14 protein-coding genes are annotated in these 15795 nt (G+C 65.3%); 3 read left to right on the top strand and 11 right to left on the bottom strand.

Annotated features, from left to right (window positions below; all coding sequences use genetic code 11):
* Window positions 1-2: 2 nt before the first annotated feature.
* The 3 genes from AC07EQ_RS32395 to kdgD form a co-directional block, all read right to left on the bottom strand.
* A complete protein-coding gene (locus AC07EQ_RS32395) occupies window positions 3-854 on the bottom strand; it encodes an ABC transporter permease (RefSeq protein ID WP_478391632.1) in 852 nt (283 codons plus the stop codon).
* A 245-nt stretch (window positions 855-1099) separates the two neighbouring features.
* On the bottom strand, window positions 1100-2722 hold the full coding sequence (locus tag AC07EQ_RS32390; RefSeq protein ID WP_478391631.1) for an aldehyde dehydrogenase (NADP(+)): 1623 nt from the start codon (window positions 2720-2722) through the stop codon (window positions 1100-1102).
* 51 nt (window positions 2723-2773) lie between these two features.
* Window positions 2774-3700: a 5-dehydro-4-deoxyglucarate dehydratase gene (gene kdgD / locus AC07EQ_RS32385; protein WP_478391630.1), complete on the bottom strand. Its 927-nt coding sequence runs from the start codon at window positions 3698-3700 to the stop codon at window positions 2774-2776.
* Between the two features lie 110 nt (window positions 3701-3810).
* Between kdgD and AC07EQ_RS32380 the strand changes: the two genes are divergently transcribed.
* Complete coding sequence (locus tag AC07EQ_RS32380; protein WP_478391629.1) at window positions 3811-4713, top strand: LysR family transcriptional regulator; 903 nt, start codon at window positions 3811-3813, stop codon at window positions 4711-4713.
* Window positions 4714-4892: 179 nt separating this feature from the next.
* Here AC07EQ_RS32380 and AC07EQ_RS32375 read toward each other — a convergent pair whose 3' ends face one another.
* The 3 genes from AC07EQ_RS32375 to AC07EQ_RS32365 form a co-directional block, all read right to left on the bottom strand.
* Window positions 4893-5318, bottom strand: coding sequence for an SsgA family sporulation/cell division regulator (locus AC07EQ_RS32375; RefSeq protein WP_478391628.1), 426 nt, complete (start codon window positions 5316-5318; stop codon window positions 4893-4895).
* Between the two features lie 353 nt (window positions 5319-5671).
* Window positions 5672-6469: an inositol monophosphatase family protein gene (locus tag AC07EQ_RS32370; RefSeq protein WP_478391627.1), complete on the bottom strand. Its 798-nt coding sequence runs from the start codon at window positions 6467-6469 to the stop codon at window positions 5672-5674.
* Window positions 6466-7359 carry a DUF5919 domain-containing protein gene (locus tag AC07EQ_RS32365; protein ID WP_478391626.1) on the bottom strand — a complete coding sequence of 298 codons (894 nt, stop codon included), beginning with the start codon at window positions 7357-7359 and terminating at the stop codon, window positions 6466-6468. Before AC07EQ_RS32365 ends, AC07EQ_RS32370 begins: the two co-directional genes overlap by 4 nt.
* Before the next feature lie 527 nt (window positions 7360-7886).
* Here AC07EQ_RS32365 and AC07EQ_RS32360 point away from each other — a divergent pair.
* Entirely contained in the window at window positions 7887-8198 is a 312-nt protein-coding gene (locus tag AC07EQ_RS32360; protein ID WP_478391625.1) for a hypothetical protein, read from the top strand.
* Complete coding sequence (locus AC07EQ_RS32355) at window positions 8195-8464, top strand: hypothetical protein (protein ID WP_478391624.1); 270 nt, start codon at window positions 8195-8197, stop codon at window positions 8462-8464. Before AC07EQ_RS32360 ends, AC07EQ_RS32355 begins: the two co-directional genes overlap by 4 nt.
* 269 nt (window positions 8465-8733) lie before the next feature.
* Here AC07EQ_RS32355 and AC07EQ_RS32350 read toward each other — a convergent pair whose 3' ends face one another.
* The 5 genes from AC07EQ_RS32350 to AC07EQ_RS32330 form a co-directional block, all read right to left on the bottom strand.
* Complete coding sequence (locus AC07EQ_RS32350) at window positions 8734-10647, bottom strand: ThiF family adenylyltransferase (protein WP_478391623.1); 1914 nt, start codon at window positions 10645-10647, stop codon at window positions 8734-8736.
* Between the two features lie 115 nt (window positions 10648-10762).
* On the bottom strand, window positions 10763-11641 hold the full coding sequence (locus AC07EQ_RS32345; RefSeq protein ID WP_478391622.1) for a cytochrome P450: 879 nt from the start codon (window positions 11639-11641) through the stop codon (window positions 10763-10765).
* 458 nt (window positions 11642-12099) lie between these two features.
* Complete coding sequence (locus AC07EQ_RS32340; protein WP_478391621.1) at window positions 12100-13296, bottom strand: cytochrome P450; 1197 nt, start codon at window positions 13294-13296, stop codon at window positions 12100-12102.
* A complete protein-coding gene (locus AC07EQ_RS32335) occupies window positions 13293-14423 on the bottom strand; it encodes a terpene synthase family protein (protein WP_478391620.1) in 1131 nt (376 codons plus the stop codon). The genes AC07EQ_RS32340 and AC07EQ_RS32335 overlap by 4 nt, the downstream gene beginning before the upstream one ends.
* Window positions 14424-14505: 82 nt before the next feature.
* Window positions 14506-15771 (bottom strand): phenylacetate--CoA ligase family protein, encoded by a 1266-nt coding sequence (locus AC07EQ_RS32330; RefSeq protein ID WP_478391619.1) that lies wholly within the window; start codon window positions 15769-15771, stop codon window positions 14506-14508.
* Window positions 15772-15795: the final 24 nt, after the last annotated feature.

The following is a 15795-nucleotide window of genomic DNA, read 5'->3' as shown; positions in this document are numbered from 1 at the left end:
GGTCACTTCGCGTGGTTCTTCCACGGGACCAGCTTTCGTCCCGCGAAGTCGACGATGAAGAACAACGCCAGGGCGATGGCGGCGAGCACGATGAAGGCCGCGAACATCGACGGCAGGTCGACCTGGCTGTTGGCGAGGAGGATGACGTATCCCAACCCCTTCGAGCCGGCGATGAACTCACCGACGACCGCCCCACCCACCGCGAGCGAGATGGAGATCTTCGCTCCGGAGAAGATCGATGGGATCGCGTAGATGAACTCGATCTTCGTCATCTTCTTCCACTGCGACGCCTTGTTGATCCGTGCCAGCTCCTGCAGTTCGTGGGGTACCGAGCTCAGGCCGTCATAGGTGTTGATCACCAGCGGGAAGAACGCGATGGCCATCGCGACGAACGCCTTGGACTCGAAGCCGAACCCGAACCACACGATGAACAGCGGTGCGAGCGCAACCTTGGGGATGGTGTCGATCGCGATGAGCGCGGGGTAGAGGAAACTGCGTACGGTCGTCGAGTAGTGCAGCGCCGCACCGCACAGAACCCCGAGTGCAGTGCCCAGCGCAAAACCGGCAAGCGCCTCCTGCAACGTGACGAAGGTGTTGCTCGCGAAGTACCCGGGCCGTTCGATCAGCTCGGCGAATGCCGAGATCGGCCCGACGAGCAGGAATTCCGGCGGATCGAAGATGATCACCAGCAGCTGCCAGACGACGAAGAGCCCGACGATCCCCGCGACTGCCTTCACGCCGGCCGCGATCGAGTCACGGCTGGGTCTTCTCGGCCGGGGTGCTGCCTGTCCACCGAGCGGTGCTTCGGGCGAGGACTGGCGCAGGCCGTCCGAACTGACTTCAGGAGTGGCCATGGCGGGAGCTCCCATCAAAAGGCGCGCCGTACGCGGACAGCGCCGCGGGACGAGCATCGACGACTTCCGACTGCGGATGTGGACGCCAGTGGGAGCCCGTGGCGGGAAGAGGAGGCAGTGACGACGTGAACGATCGCGATGTCATTAGGTCCTCACAACATTGGAAGGGTTGCGACCGGGCGGTCGCGGGAATGGTCGGCGAGGGCCGGATCTGGCCGGGGGTAAGCCGTCACTGGGCCGACTGGTCAATCGGCGCTGTCGGCGGCGAGGGCGTCTCGACCGGGTTCACCGTCGAGTCGACGCCACACGCCAACCGGATTGTCGTCGCGAACCTCGGCCGGCAGCAATGCCGCCGGCACGTCTTGATAGGCGACGGGTCGCAGGAAGCGCTCGATCGCGAGCGTTCCGACCGAGGTGCTGCGCGGGTCTGTCGTGGCCGGGAAGGGGCCGCCGTGCACCATCGCGTGTCCGACCTCGACTCCGGTGGGCCAGCCATCGAACAGGATGCGACCGGCCCGCTCCTCCAACAGCGGCAGCAGCTTCGCGGCGAGTGGATGATCGGCCTCATCGGCGTGCACGGTCGCGGTGAGCTGACCTTCCAGTGCGCATACCGCTGCGGTCAACTCGGTGGTGTCCGCGCATCGGACGAGCAGCGACGTCGCGCCGAAAACCTCGGCCTGCAGCTCCGGATCGGCGACGAACCGGGCACCGTCGACGGTCAGCAGCCGGGCGCAACCACCAGCCGCACCGCCGGACTGGCTGCCGCGTGCGAGCTCATCGACGCCGTCCCGGGCGGCAAGGGCATCACCGGCGGTGGCGTAGTGGTCGGCGATGCCGGTGGTGAGCATGGTGGCTCCGGGGTTGGTGGCGACGGCGTCAACGGCAGCCTTGGTGAACGCGTCGAGGCCCGGTCCCTCGACGACAAGCACCAAACCAGGGTTGGTGCAGAACTGTCCGGCGCCGAGAATGAGCGATCCGGCGAACGCGGCACCCAGCTCGGCTCCGCGGGATCCGAGGGCCGCGGGTAGCAGCAGCACCGGATTGATGCTGCTCATCTCCGCGTACACCGGGATCGGCACCGGCCGGGCCGCAGCTGCGGCCGCGATCGCCAGCCCGCCTCGGCGGGACCCGGTGAACCCCACGGCGCGAATCCTCGGATCTCTGACGAGTCGGGTACCGAGATCGGTTCCACTGCCGACGAGCTGGGAGAATACGCCCTCAGGCATCCCCGTGTCAGCTGCTGCGTCGGCGATCGCCCGTGCCGCCAGCTCCGCGGTACCCAGATGTGCCGGATGCGCCTTGACAACGACCGGGCACCCCGCGGCCAGTGCCGACGCCGTATCGCCCCCAGCGGTGGAGAAGGCCAACGGGAAATTGCTCGCGCCGAACACCGCGACCGGGCCGAGCGCGATCCGGCGCTGCCGGATATCGGGGCGTGGCAGCGGGACGCGGTCGGGCCGTGCCGGATCGATCCGGGCGCCCTGCCAGGTCCCGGCCCGCAGCTCCGCGGCGAACAGGCGCAGCTGACCGCTGGTGCGACCGACTTCGCCGGTGAGCCGCGGACGGGGCAGCGCGGTCTCGGCGTGAGCGCGCTCGACCAATGCCTCCCTGCGCTCGTCGAGCAGATCGGCGACGCGCTTGAGGAACTCGGCACGCCGCTCGGCGGTGGTCGCCCGGAACACCGGAAACGCCTGCGCTGCTAGCGCGCAGGCTCGCTCGACCTGCTCGACCGACGCCGCCGGGTAGGCGGGGCCGAGAGCCGCGCCAGTACGGGGATCGGCGGACCGGACTTCCTCGCCCGTGCCGATGACGGGTTCAGCTCCGAGCAACATGGCGCCGGTCGCGCAGGTCTGTGGGGGAGCGGACACGAGTGTCTCCTTCCGCTTCATCGGGGTCGGTAGCGAAATGTCAGGCGGTGCTCAGCCGGCGGCGGTGCGCGACATCTCGACGACGTCGACCAACAGCGCATTCTCGGCGTCATCAAGGTCGGTCAGGGGCGGACGTACCGGGCCGGCCGGGTGCCCGATGAGATTCATGCCGGCCTTGACGATGCTGACCGCGTAACCCGCCTTTCGGTCACGAATCGCGGTGTAGGGCAGCACGACGTTGTCGAGCAGTCGGCGCACGGTCTCCCTGTTTCCTGCCCGCACCGCGCGGTAGAAGGTCAGGGCGAACTCGGGCAGGAAGTTGAAGATCGCCGAGCTGTAGGTCGTGACACCCAACTCCAGGTACGGCAGCGCGAACGTCTCCGCCGTCGGCAGCCCGCCGATGTACACCAAGCGGTCACCGAGACGCGAGTGAATCCGGGTGATCGCCTCCAGGTCACCGACACCGTCCTTGAAACCGACCAGGTTCGGGCAGGCGTCAGCAAGCGTGGCCACCGTCTCCGCTGTGTACACAGCGTTCGCCCGGCTATAGAGCACCACGCCCAGCGAAGTGGACTCGCAGACCGCGCGCACATGAGCGCTGAGGCCGTCGGGGGAGGCCTCAGTGAGGTAGGGCGGGAACAACAGTAGGCCGTCGGCGCCGGTCGCCTCGGCATCGCGGGCCATCTCGACCGCCTGCGCGGTGCCGTACCCCGCTGGGGCGAGGACCGGGGTGCCCTCGGGTGCGCTGCCGGTGGCCGCCCGGACGACGCTGGCGACTTCCTTCGGGGTCAGGGAGAAGAACTCCCCAGTCCCACCAGCCGCGAACAAGCCGGCGACCTCGTACGTGCCGAGGCGGAGAATGTTCTCCCGGTAGGCGGGCTCGTCGAACGCCAGATCCCCGGTGAAGTGGGTGACCGGGAACGAAAGCAACCCGGAGCCGAGGCGCTCGGCGAGCTCGGTCGGGGTGAAGGCGGGCATGAGCATTTCCTCCTGGAGGCATCCACTAGGGCGATTGGGATCCACCGTAAGAACCAAAACGATGCACGTCCAACACTGTTTCAGCATTGACTGATACCTATAATGAATCCGTGTTTACGCTGAGCCAGCTGGAGAGCTTCGTCGCTGTCGCCGAGACCCTGCACTACGGCCGCGCGGCGGAACGACTGTCGATGACCCAGCCCCCGCTGTCCCGGCGGATCCAGCTGCTGGAGCGCGAGCTGGACGTCGAGCTGTTCGACCGGGCCGGCCGGGCCGTCCGGCTCACCGCCGCCGGGCGGGCGTTCCTGGGCGACGCCCGGCGCATCCTCGGGCTGTCCGAGCAGGCGACGCTGTCGGTGCGCCGGGTGCCCGCAGGCGAGATCGGGACGGTGGCACTGGGTTTCACGGCGTCGTCGGCGCACTCGGTGCTCGACGCCATCGTCGGCGCCATTCGCACCCGACTGCCGGGCGTCGACCTGGTGCTACGCGAGCGGGTTTCCGGAATCCAGCTGGAGGAGCTGCGATCCGGGGAACTGAACCTGGGCCTGGTCCGCCCCCCGGTCCCCGGTACCGGGCTGGAGCACTGCTTGCTGCACCGGGAGGCCTTGCTGGCCGCGATCCCGGCCGGGCACCCGCTGGCCGCGCCGGGGCGGGTGCCGCACGTGCGCGACCTCGACGGTGAACCGTTCGTCATGTACTCGCCGACCGAGGCCCGCTACTTCTACGAGGTGCTGGTCGGCGTCTTCCGCGGCGCCGGGATCGCGCCCAGGTACGTGCACCACCTCAGCCAGGTGCACACGATCCTGGCGCTGGTGCGAGCCGGATTGGGGCTCGCGCTGGTACCGCGGGCAGCCGAAGCGCTCGGACTGGACGGCGTCGTGCTGCGCCCGATGATCGGGATCGAGGGCGAGCCGGTCGAGCTCGTCGCCGCGTGGCGGGCGAACGACGACAACCCGGCCCTGCACGCCGTCCGGGACCTGGTGATCGACGTGGCCAGCCGAGGCTTCTCCTGATCTAGTAGCGGTACAGCGACGTGTGTCAACGGCGACGAATTCTCCGTATGCAGCGCTGCGCCTCCGGGCTGGGTGGATTCCCGGCTCGGAGACGCAGCGTGGTGGGGTTTTCAGGTGTTCGACGCCGCCAGGTCCCGCGGCTGGCCGCCTGGCGTGCGGCGCTTCGGAGAATTGGGCCACTACTGGTTGTGCGGGAGCAGCCGGCTCAGCGCCTCGTCGACATTCATCCACCGGTGTTCGTCACCGGGAGCGACCGCGTCGTAAGTGTCGTTCAAGAAGTCCACAAGCTGATCAGCATTCACTTCGAAGGTGGCCTGCCCTGACGGCGAGCTGAACGCGATCACGGCCAACCCCGGACGGTCCAGTCGAGGGCCGATTCGCACATCGCCTTCGCCTGCCTCAGCGACCAGCCCGTCGGCCAGCAGGTCGCGGGCGATCACCCAATCCACCTGACCGGCCTTACCCACGTTGAGCTTCATACAGATCTCGTACGGATTGCGGCTGTCGTACCGCAGCTCCACGCCAACCGGCGCGATCACTCCCGCCGGGGCTACCAGGTTGAAGACCATGGTGGCGAGCACCGTGCTGTGATCGTTTGTCCTCATGTCCGCACTCCCGAGCATCGGTTTTCGCTTCCGGGATGCCAGCATGCCCAACCTGGGTTCATGCCTTCTTCACGATGTCTACAGGCCCCTGGTGCCACCCTCGGGCTCCCATGAGGAACCTTCACTCGCGCCGAACCCAACGGGACTCGAGGCGTCCCGGTAGCAGGCGCCGAACCCAACGCCTAGCTCGGGAGCGCTGGCTGCGGGCCGGGTCCGAGCGCTCGCCCCGCGGGATTCCTTCAGAACCCTGGAAACCGCAGCGAAGCGGGGGCGCGTCCACAACGGACGCGCCCCCGCACCACGCACCGGCTCAGTACCGCGGCGCCTTGATCCTGTAGAGCGCAATTCGGTAGTTACGAGCGAGCGTCGCTGATCAGCTGAAGCAGTGCGTCCGCGATGCCCGGTGCGACGGCGATGGTTTCTCCGGCGCTGAAGGTGTGGGGGCTGCCCGCAGCATCGGTAACGGTTGTTCCTGCTTCGCGGGCGATGAGGACTCCAGCTGCCGTGTCCCAGGGCTTGTTCGAGAGAAGGATGCATGCGTCGGTGCGTCCTTCAGCGGCCCAGATGAGATCAAGGGCTGCGGAGCCGAACATGCGTACGCGTTCGATGTTTTCGGCGAGGGCCTGCGTCAGCGCGAAGCGGACCCGGTTCTTCTCGGCGGCACCTGTGCCTACCGCGTAGTCGCCGATCGACACGATGGCCTTGCTGAGTTCGGTTGTCCGACTCGCATGCATGCGCTGGCCGTTCACGAATGCCCCTTGACCCTGGACGGCGTGGTAGTGAAGGCCGAGGAAGGGCGCGGAGATGACGGCGATGGTGGGTGTGCCGCGTTCGACCAGGGCCAACGAGACTCCGCACAGGGGGAGGCCGCGGGCGAAGTTCGAAGTTCCGTCGATCGGATCGAGCGTCCATATCCGCTCGGCGGCTTGGTCGAGCGAGCCCCCACCTTGCTCCTCGCCGAGAAAGTCGATGTCGGGCGCAGCGTGGTCGAGATACGCGCGAACTTCACGCTGTACCTGGATGTCGAGGTCGGTGACCAGATCGCGGTCACCCTTGGCGTGGATCTGCCCGGGGGGCATGGTCGTGAGGAGATTCTTCCCCAGGTCAACGGCTTCGTTGGCGATCGTGAGCAGTTCGTTGATGCCGGTCACGCGGTGACTTCCTTCGAGCGGTTCCACATTGATTCGAAGACCTGGGTAAAGGTCTCGAAGAGCCCGGGTGCGCCTAGCTGCTTCTCGGTGACGAAGGTGGGCGATTCGACCCCGCGCGCCTCAGGTAGGTACGGCTGGACCACGCATGTCAGGTCATCTATCACCACGATGTTGAACCGCACCGGCTCGTCATAGGTCCGGATGCGGAGGTTTCCCTGTGCATCCGGCGAGAGTTTGCCGTAGACCCGTTGTAGAGCCTGGATGTTGAGCGTCGTCAGGGTCGAGAGCACCCCCGGCGGGTGGCCTTCTTCCTGCTCGCGTGCCTTGACATGTTCGCCTTCGGGGTCGAGGAACAGGCACTCGACTACGGTTCCCGACTCCAGCTGCTCCAGCAGGCTTTTATCCGAATACTGCTGACACAGCAGATTGAGGGAGAGCCCGACCATGCTGATTTTCTCGGCATCGTCGAAGAGTTTGTGCGGTGGCATCTCATGTGTGAAGGCGGGACGGGTCGCGAACACCGCTGTCACATCAGCCATGCCTGGCGTGTGGGTTGAACTTGGCGGCGCGGCGTCGAGTCCCGGGGCTGTTGCGCTTCGGGGTAGTAGCGGTTCCGGAACGAATTCGATTCCGCCGCTATGCGTTTCGAACAGCTGCGCTGCGCTCCACTCGGGGAACATGGCTTCGAGAATGCGACAGTGATGTGCGTATGGCAGGCCGCGAAGCTCACCAGAGAGCCATCGATAGAACTGCGCCTTGCTTGGCCCGCTGCCTACTAGGTCCTTATCGATCTCCTTGGCGGTCCTGTTGTACTCCTTGTTGAACGCGGCATGCCCTTGCAGATGCCGTTTCCGAAGCAATGCCTTCAACACGATCGCCTTGTCGGCCACCCGTTGTCTCCTCCGTCGGTCCCTGGCGCGAGACGAGACTACCACCAAGACGAGACAAAGACGAGACTTGACGATTCGTAGATGCTCAAGATGAGTCCGTCGCGGTGTCGTGACGAGACGATCACCTGGCCGAATCTTCTGGTGTCACGCCAGACAGGCGGACTGAAGCAGCAAGGAAGCCAAGAGTTATGAGGAGAGTCAGGGGACCTCGACCGCGCGTGGGTCGAGCATCGTGTGCGGTCGAGCCGGCATTCAAGGGTGCGTGCCTCCGATGACGGCGGGCCTGGATGACGGCGGCGTTGTGTCGCCGAAGTTGATCCACGATTGGGAAACCGCCTATCGCAGGTACGGCGCCACGTCGAACATGGCCGCACGCTCGCGGACGGTCGGTAAGGAAGTTGCGGCGGAGATGGCGTCAGCCTCTCGCGGGTGCTGGCGGCTGTCGAGCCGGCTACTGAGGCATTTGAAGACCAGGCGCGTTACTGGGAGAGCCGCCTGGAAAGTGATGAAGGGAGGGTGAGCTGACGGTGCCGATCTTTGTCACGGTGCAGCCGGACAGTGGGACATATGCGGAGTGTCTGATCTACGCGACGGGGACGCCGATGTTGGCGATTCATGATCCGTCGGCGAGCGTGATGGTCACGATCGGGCAGGACTCGGGATCGGCGTTGCGGGCTGCGCAGTTCGCGGCGCAGTTGGTTCGCGCTGGCCAGCAGTTCGTGCACGAGGCGCGGCGGTGCGCTGGTTTGACGGGTATCACCGCTGCTGGCTCGCTGAACACGGCGCCGCTGGATATGGAGGCTCCGGCAAGTTTGTGGCCGCGTGAGGACCTGTCATGACTGATCCGCTTGGACGGCCGTTGCCTGCGGAGTTCCTGAACGGTGTGGCGTTGCCGGTCGGCAAGCCGAAGCGCTTGTTGGTCGTGGACCGCACTGGGATCGAGGCGCGGGTGTGGCCGGATTTCAGCACGGTCGATGTGCTCATCGATTGTGCGACTCCGGTCATCTACCCGATGGCTCGGCGAAACCTGTTGCGGCTCAACGAAATGATTGCGGCCGCCGTGGCTGAGTTCGAGGAGCTCGACGAGCGGGAAGGCGGGGGCTGAGGTGTTGATCAGGTTCCTGCGTCGTCGTCGGAAGAACCGCGAATGGCGGCGGATGCGTCGTCGCCGAGTGCGTGTCTACCTGTAGAGGCTTGGTCAGCCCGCCTCCCTAATGTTCAACGGGCTGACCACGGTTGGCGGGGCGGTACTCCCCGGACTGCCCCGCCAACCATCCAAGGATGGAATCACCACATGTGGTGACCGGCTTGTCGCGCAGGCCACCCAGTTCGCAGGTGCGCGGACTACCGGGGCCTGAGTTCAGCGTGAGTTTGCTATTCGACCCACTTCACCGACGTCGCCAGCGGACAGCGCGCCACTCTCGTGGTCGGTGGTCTGGTTCCCTTGCCGACACGCAGGACCGCCAGCACGGCATTGTCGCCGGGGGTGTCTTTGGTCGAAGGGGTCCCGAGTCCGCTGAATTCTCCCAGCAACGGTTGAGCCGCGTATCCCTGCTCGACCAGGGCCAGCCACAGTCGCATCAACGTCTCACCCGCGTTGAGGCGGTCAGCTGCGCTCTGACGTGGGCCGCGCAGCACGAGTAGCGCGCCGCAATTGCGCAGCTGCCGGGCACGTCTGTGCTCGACGACCCCGGCCAGCACGCGGCGTCTGACCACGTCCGGGATCGCCGACCCCGCCAGAGCCGATGCAATACGTCCGGCGACACCGGAGATTCCGAGCAGGTCGTGAGGTGTACCGAACGAACTGAGGCCGAATTCGGTATCGGCCCGCTTGCGCACCCACGCCCACAGTTCGTCCTCGTGGCCGATCAACGTGGACCTATCGCGTTCGGTCCGGCCGAGGAGCCTGCTTCGGGCTTGCGAGCTGCTCATCGTCTCCAGCTCGACATTTCGGTCGGCACACAGCTTTTCGGCCTGCTTCAGGGTCGTGCAGTCGATCGGGGTCGACAGCATGTCGCCTCGGTGCGTCGAACGTGCCCCCAGAACACCCTGGCGGGTCAAGAAGTCATCACGCAGGCGATCGAGGCGGAATCGGCCTGCGAACCAGCTCTGGTCCGTGAGCGCACCGTCGTGCGCCTCCCACTCGCCGTGCGAGAGATAAGAAAGAGCTCCCAGCGCGCATCCGAGGTTCTCGGCCCAGCCCAGCTCGTCCGGATGCACTGCCGGCCAGCGTTCCCCGTTGCGCGCGAGCCGGACGGTGTGGTGGTCGACGATTTCGAAACGCCACGGCTGGGAGTTGTACGTGGAGGGAGCGAGACGGGCGCCGTTCAGAACAGCGGCGAGTTCCGGGGGCAGTTCGCGCTCCCGTTGCCCGCTCCGCACGGGCCGAGAACCGCCTTTTCGCGTCACCTGGCGAACGGTCCACAGAGTTCGGGCGAGTTCCAGCGGCATGCGCACCCGGTGTGCCAACGCCGCGGCTCTCGGCATGGCCGCAGCATGGAGGTCCACCGTCACGACGGGTTTCACCCGTCGGTTCATCAGCAAGTTGAGCACAACCCTGCTGCCGAGCGCACCGAGACCCATCACGCAGTAGGAAATCTGCGGCCAGGTACCGCCGTTGGCCAGCCGGTCGGACATGACCGGGAGATAGTCGCTGGGGAAGTGCGTCCTGCCGAACCAGCGCACGGAGTCCCACAGACGGTTGTCCCGGTGCGCTTCCGCGGTCGCCTTCCCGTGGAACGGCAGCGGGTTGCGGCGGTAGTCGAAGACGAACACGGCCGGTTTTCCGCCCCAGTCGACTCCGGCGACGACGGGAATGCCGCGTCGGGCGGCGCGTTCGTGCAGCTGGTACTTGACCCACGCGGACATCGCGGGATCGATCGCGTCGAAGGCGACATGCGCGCCGTCGAGCGCCTCGTCGAGGTTTTCCAGGGTGAGACCGTCCGGGTAGGTGCGCACCTCGGCGGTGGGACTGATCGCGACTACCCGGCGGGCGAGCACCTCGGGTTTCGGCAGGCCGACATCAGCGACCACGCACGCCTGCCGGTTGAGGTTCGACACGTCGAAGCTGTCCGGGTCGGCGAGCCGGAAACGGGTGACGCCCATTCGCGCCAGCGGTTCGACCACGGCACCCCCCACGCTGCCGCAGCCGGCCACCAGCACGGTCGCGGCCCTGAGTACCGCTTGTTCACGCTCGGTGAGAATGTCCAGGTTGCGGCTCACGGCCTCGGCGCCGAAACTCGCCGTGCCGGCGGCGAGCGGATCAGGCCCTCTGAAATTCGAATGCACGATCTTTCTCCAGCGTTCGCCGGAAGTTCATCTTCCGTATTTCCTGAAGTTTCGCCGTTACGTAGCGGTAGCTTTGCTGATCGGTACGACAGCAGGCAGTTACGGACGGAGTCCGCTACCCGCTGTGGGTCGCGCTCTTGAAGCGCACCGGGAGGCTCCTGAGGCAGCGCACTTTCCCCTGACGCCATTGCAACTCGCGGGGGTGGACTGCAAGTTCGATGTTGATCGGTGCGTGTAGCAGCGCAGTCACGACGGTCTGTGTCAACAATGTGGCGAGCGGGGCGCCGGGACACCGGTGGATTCCATGGCCGAACCCGAGGTGGTGGTTGGGGTGTCTGTCTATAAGGACAGTGTCGGGTTGTGTGAAGCGTCGCTCGTCCCGGTTGGCGCTGGCCAGGCACAGAAAGACTTGATCGCCCTCTTTGATGGTGTTGTCTCCCAAGGTGAGTTCTTCGGTTGCCACACGGTGGACGGGGGCCAGGGCCGGGCCCTCGTAGCGCAGTATTTCCTCTATCGCTTTGGGTATCGTGCCCGGAGATTGGTAGAGGAGTCGGCGGCGGTCTGCGTGACACAGAAGATGCAGGAGGGTGCTGGAGATCAGGCTGATGCTGGTATCAAGGCCTGCAACAAGAAGCAGCATCACCATGGTCAGGATCTCGGTCGCGTTTAGTCGGTCGGTATCGGCGGCCAGGAGTTTGCCGATTAGTCCGTCGGTCGTTGCTTGTTCGGGGTTCTGCAGGAGCCAGGCCGTGTATTCGCGCAGCGCTTTATGGCCATTGGCGCTGACGCAGCGCGCGTTATCGTCCAGTTGCTCGGTCCAGAGATCATGGGACCAACGCACGATCTTGTCTAGATCGGCCTTGGGCACGCCGAGAAGTTTGCCGATAGTCAAGGCGGAGATCGGTTCCGCGATCTCCGCTACGGCATCGACCACCCCGCGCTTCGTGACGGTGCTGATCAGTGAGCGCGTTGTGTGGTCGATGAACGGGCGCATGAGTTCGGCTTGGCGGTGGGTCAAGTAGCGGGCGACGCTCTTGCGCAGGCGAGTGTGCTTGGGCGGATCCGTTGTGAACAGACTCTGGGGGAACGCGGCGCGCGAAATGTGCTGCTGTAGGTCGGGGTCGGCTGGGCACCTGCCCTTGGAGGGGTCGCTGCTGAGCCGAGTGTCTGTGAGGGCCTGTACGGTTTCTCGATACCGGGCTACAAACCAGGTGCTGTCGGAGATCCGGTGCACAGCGCCTGTGCTGCGTATTTCGGACAGCAACTGGTGGAGGTCACGGAGTTGTGTGAGGCCCTGGGGGAACCCTGCAGGAAAAAGGTTTCTGCGCTCGGATTGTGGAGGCCTGTCGGATGGGTGTTGCAGCATCGGTTGTTCACTCCGTCATGGCAGCATGGGATAGGGGAGATGACGCCACAGCGTGCTGTATGGGCTCCTTGAGAGTGGGCGTGGTGTTACCAGGTGACGGGTAGTGAGGTGGGGGCGCGTAGGATCGATCCGGAGCGCCAGGTCACTTCTTGATCCGGGACTGCCTTTTGGAGGCCCGGTATGCCCTCGATGAGCGTTTTGAGAGCGACCTGGATTTCCATGCGTGCCAGGCTGGCACCGACGCAATGGTGTGGCCCGTGGCCAAACGCGAGATGGTGGTTGTCCGGCCTCGTGAGCTTGAGGGTCTCCGGGGCGGCGAAAACCGCTTCGTCGCGGTTGGCCGACGGAATGGAGACCAGCACGGCGTCGCCCTTGCGGATGAGCACGCCGCCCAGCGAGACGTCTTCCGTGGCGATGCGGGCGAAATCGGCTCCGTTATTGAGGGGGGTGTATCGCAGTAGTTCTTCGACCGCTTTCGGGATGGCTTCTGGGTGTGCCAAAAGCCAGTGCATGTGCTCGGGGTAGGTAATGAGGAGGTAGACGAAGTTGGCGATCTGGCACGTCGTCGTCTCCCAGCCCACGACCAGGAGGGCCGTTGTGATGTCGAGTAGCTCGGCGTCGGTGAGTCGCTCGCCGGCTTCGTGCGCGCTGACGAGCGTGCCCAGGAGATCGTCGGTTGGGTTTTCGCGGCGGGCGGCGATGTGCTGATTGATGACTTGAGCCAGGTCCTGACGCGCCCGGGTTACGTCCTCGGCTGTATGGGAGGTGCTGGTCATCACCACGTCGGCAGCGGCTACCAGGCGGTGGGTGTCTTCGGTGGTGATACCGAGTAGTTTCAGCAGGACGTTGATGGGGAGGGGGACAGCGAAGTCTGCGACGATGTCGCAGGGCGGGCCGTCGGCCACCATGGCGGCTACGAGTTCTTGAGCGATTTTCTTCGTATGCGCGCGGAGTTGCTCGGTACGTCGCTTGGTGAGACTGGGGGCGATCAGTCGCCTCAGTCGAGTGTGCTCGGGCGGGTCCATAGCCATGATCGAGGTCTCTTTGGCAGGCCGCGGTCGCATGCGGGGTACGTCTTTGCCTGCGGCGGCCGCACGACTGAACCGGGGATCACAGAAGACCAGTTTCGCGTCCTCATAGCGGGTGACCAGCCATCCCCTTCCTCCGTAAGGCATCTGCACCTCGACCACGGGCTGCGTGGATCGCAGCGACGCGTACTGGGGTGGGACTGCGAGCGCGGGGGGTGGCTCGAACGGGTAACGCAGTACGTGCTCGGTGTTCATCGGGTGGCCTCTTCCACCCGCGGATGGATGATCGTGCGTTCCGTGTCAATGGTGACCAGGCCACCACCGATCTCTGACCAGTCGTGGTCAACGCCGTGGTACCGCGGGGAGCATCGCGTATAGAAAGCGGTTCCGGACGCGATGTCTCCCAGGCACTCCAGGTAGCGCAGCAGGCCACTCGTGAGCTCCGGATGTGTTGCGATGAACTGTTCGCGGCAGGCGATGAACTCTTCTTCTGCCGATTCCACCAGACCCACTACCTTGCGGACCGCGTCACTGATCCGCACATGCTCCGTGTTGCACTGCGCCGCGATGGAGTTGGTGAGATCCTTGCCTGCCATGTACTCCTTCCGGAAGGAGTACAAGTCATTCACGAGGGAGGTATATCGGCGAAGGATTCGCCATATTTTGGAGAAGGCATCGGCGTGGGCTTCGATTTCACTGTGGAGATCTATTCCCAGCATGAACTCAAGGACGGGGAAGTCGACGTCGATCCCTACGTTGACATCCCTGCGCTCGAGAGTCTCATCCAGGGTCAGATATCTGCCGCTGCCCCTGTCGGACGCCTCGGCCTTCCAGGCTTCCATGGTCCCTTGCAGTGCACGGGCGATGCGCACGCGGATCGAGGGCGGTGCCGAACGGCACAGGCGGTACCAGACGTCTGACAGGCAGCGTCCCAGGACAAGCACATCGGCTGTGTCGGACGATGGCTGGTTCCTGTCGAACTCCTGCCCGTCTCCGTTCAGGATTTCAATGGCCCGGTCCAATGCCCGATTACGCGTGGCCTCATCGGCGTCCCGGAACGGCCCTGGCGCGCTGTGAACATCGTCGGTCATCACCATCCAGCCGCCCAGGTCACAGATGATTCTGAATGTATCTACGTTTCCGCACGTGAATTGGTGAGAAATCCACACATCTGCGAAGCCCTGCGCCAGCCACAAGTCGATATCCCCTCGCGGCGCACAGAAAGGGGCCCAATTCCGGATTTCCGGGAACCCTTTGATCCAGGCCCTCGTCTCGCCCAGGGTGCGCGCAGCGCCTGAGTGCTGCCGCAGGGGAAGCCGTGTCTTGAGGTCGGGAAGGTAGTACTGGTCCTCGCCGCAGTCGAAGAGGGTCGTCCTGGCCATTTTTTTCCTTGTCTTATTCATTTTTCCCGTGGCGGGTTTTTCTTCGCCGAGGAGCAGGAAACTGCCCGTCCAGGGCTTCGTCCTATGGAGCCACGCGCTCGTCGAGCAGCCGGACGATCTTGCCGCTGCGGGGGTTCACCTTGATCATGTCGGCCGGGACGAACTCGACCACCAGAGGGTTGATCAGCCCGGCGCGCACGTGTTCGCCGAACATCGGGCGCAACTCTTCGAACCGCGCGGCTATCGCCTCGGCAAGCGGCTGCGGATCGTCGACCTGTCCACCGATCCGCAGCACCAGTTCGTCCTTGGAGTCCCGGCGACGTTGCACCGCCTGGAATCCCGCGATGGGCTGGTCGCCGGCCAGTTCCTCGATCACCACACGCAGATCCTCCAGGTAGACGGTGACCGGACCGACCCTGGCTCCGTCGTCGGCGCGGCCCAGCAGGCGGAACCGGCGATCGTCGTAGTCGACCCACGCAGCGCGGTCACCGACCGGATACCGGATGAGCGGCATCAGCCGCCGGACGAGGTCCGTGGCGAGCAGCCTGCCGGGGCGGCCTGGTTCCCTGATCGGATCACCGGTTTCGTCGTCGACGATCTCCACCAGTTTGTGGAGCCGGTGGACACGATGCACGCGCGCGTCCGGCTCGTCCTGGACGGGCGCGGCCAGCACCCCCGCGTCCACCGAGGCGTACCCCAGCGAGCGGACAACGGCGTTGGGGAACGCCTCGGTGATCAGTCGGCGCTGATCCTCGTAGAACGCCTCCCCGCCGAAGAGGAAGAGGTGGACCGCGGGCGCCGAGTCACCTCGCGCGGTCAGCCGCGATGCGACTTGGCTGGCCGTGGTGGGCGTGGCCAGCAGCACGGTCGCCTCCTGCTCGATGATCAGGTCCGCCATGACCTCAGGCGACGGGCTTCCCGCGATCGGCAGGTGCACCACGGGGACGCACGTCTCCTGCAGGCACAGGACGTTGAACAGGAAACTGGCGTACAACTCCCCGGCGTAAAAGAGGTTGGCAACCCGGTCACCGGTCCGCAGTCCCGCCGCCGCGTACCCGTCGCCCTGCAGCCGGGCCATGGCGTGCAGTTCCGCCCTGGTGTACACGGTCAGTTTGGGGCTGTTGGTCGTCCCACCGGTTTTGAACACGACACCGTCATTGTGGCCAGCCGTCAGCACCCGGTTGTCCTGCACCGTGTTGGCCTTCCAGAAGCCGATGTGGTCGACGATCGGCAAGTCCTCCGGCCGGATCGGTCCGTCGGCGGCAACACCGGCGTACAGGTCCCGGTAATAGGGAGAATTGCGGCGGGCGAAGTCGACCAGTTCGGTGAGATCCGGTTCCAGCATCATGTGTCCCCTTCGTCGGCGAAGACG

Source organism: Saccharopolyspora sp. NPDC045839, from assembly GCF_056431645.1.
This window is presented reverse-complemented; position numbering and strand designations above follow the sequence as displayed.

Excerpts from the sequence above, each read along its gene's own strand:
- AC07EQ_RS32395 (WP_478391632.1), bottom strand. The coding sequence starts at position 854 with ATGGCCACTCCTGAAGTCAGTTCGGACGGCCTGCGCCAGTCCTCGCCC.
- kdgD (WP_478391630.1), bottom strand. The coding sequence starts at position 3,700 with ATGCCCGCCTTCACCCCGACCGAGCTCGCCGAGCGCCTCGGCTCCGGG.
- AC07EQ_RS32375 (WP_478391628.1), bottom strand. The coding sequence starts at position 5,318 with ATGAGGACAAACGATCACAGCACGGTGCTCGCCACCATGGTCTTCAAC.
- AC07EQ_RS32355 (WP_478391624.1), top strand. The coding sequence starts at position 8,195 with ATGACTGATCCGCTTGGACGGCCGTTGCCTGCGGAGTTCCTGAACGGT.
- AC07EQ_RS32345 (WP_478391622.1), bottom strand. The coding sequence starts at position 11,641 with ATGCGCCCGTTCATCGACCACACAACGCGCTCACTGATCAGCACCGTC.
- AC07EQ_RS32340 (WP_478391621.1), bottom strand. The coding sequence starts at position 13,296 with ATGAACACCGAGCACGTACTGCGTTACCCGTTCGAGCCACCCCCCGCG.
- AC07EQ_RS32335 (WP_478391620.1), bottom strand. The coding sequence starts at position 14,423 with ATGGCCAGGACGACCCTCTTCGACTGCGGCGAGGACCAGTACTACCTT.
- AC07EQ_RS32330 (WP_478391619.1), bottom strand. The coding sequence starts at position 15,771 with ATGATGCTGGAACCGGATCTCACCGAACTGGTCGACTTCGCCCGCCGC.